1 pseudogene is annotated in these 1,373 nt (G+C 48.7%); it reads right to left on the reverse strand.

Annotation, left to right across the window (positions count from 1 at the left end):
• A pseudogene (locus HP401_RS29425) lies at window positions 1-1,373 on the reverse strand (type IV secretion protein Rhs); the annotation flags it as partial.

Consider the following 1,373-nt stretch of genomic DNA (forward strand, 5'->3'; position numbering starts at 1 on the left):
ATTCCAGCCGTCTGCGTGATTCAAGGCTGTTTTTTCACCAAATGAGCTGACCGATTGCTGCATCGCTTTCGGTTGTCCCGGATACGATACTGCATTTGTTTCTCCTGAGTTACTGATATCGTACGTGTACGTGGTTGTTCCGACTCCCGGGATCGCCACCGAATTTAATCGGTTTGCGTTGTCATAGGTGTATCCGACACTTAGAGATGGGGCTGAACCAGATACCGCCCCCCTTGCTGGGTATACGAGTGTATCTATCGTATCGTCGTTGTCGGAATACAGGAGTTGGTAATCTTTGCCCATCATCGTTTGACGATTCTTCCGATGGAACCCATCGTAGCCATAGCTGATAGAGTTTCCGGTGTGATTATTTTCGCTCAAAAGCAGGCCAGACTGTGGATCGTACACCCGGTCTTCATAGAAAGAAGCGCCGGAAGAAACTTTCTTCAACTCATTGAAAGGCGTGTAGTCGTAGTTGAATGTGACGCCGTTTTTGTCCTTGTAGCTCTTTACAAGACCGCTTTTTTCGTAGGTGTACGTCTCCGCTTTTGTCTCCGGATTCTTCTCCGAGAGCTTCCACGACAAACTATTGTAGGTATACTCAGCGGTAGTCGTCCCGTTCTCCAATACACTGGTGAGATTGCCTAGCCCATCGTACCCGTATACATTTACGTTATTTTCCGGGTCCTGCAAATAAACCAGATTGTCGTTGTGATCGAAGCGCATACTCCACGCTTGGGAAGTTTTGCCGTCTGTGATTTCTTTATTGGTTACTTTCCCGAATCGATCCGTCTGGTAGTTCGTTACGCGATTGTGACTGCCGCTTTGCGTAGTCTCCTCCGTGCTCTCCACTTTTCCATACAAATCACGGTAGGTGGTCGCGATATAGCCATTCGGAGAGAGCGTTTGTTCCGTCAGACGGGGTAAGTATCTTGTTCCATCCGAGTAGGCATTGTTTCGATGGTTCTTAGTGGTTCCTAAGGAATTCGTCGTTTGGTACAAAAAACCGTCCCAGTCATACAGGTATGAGGTGCTTTGCTCCTGCTTCCCGTAAGGAACCGTGCGACTAATCTCCATTCCATCTGGCGTAAACTCGTTTTCTACCAATGGACGCTTCGCACCTGTCGTGCCCACCTGCTCTTGATAGGCGGTATCTCCATATGGGGTGTAGTAAGTGATCAGCTTCGATTGATCCGGGGCAATTTTCTCCACGATGCCCGGTCCCTCTGAACTCGATCCAGAGGCTTCGCCGTCCCGATACACATACGTAATGGTTCGTTTTGCGCCTTGATTGTGAAAAGTCTCCGATAACGGTCGGCCTAACTCATCGTAATCGTATGTAGCTTTGCTTCCGTTCGGATAGGTCTGGCTTT

The sequence above is a fragment of the Brevibacillus sp. HB2.2 genome, assembly GCF_013284275.1.
In the GTDB taxonomy this organism is placed as follows: Bacteria; Bacillota; Bacilli; order Brevibacillales; family Brevibacillaceae; genus Brevibacillus; species Brevibacillus brevis_D.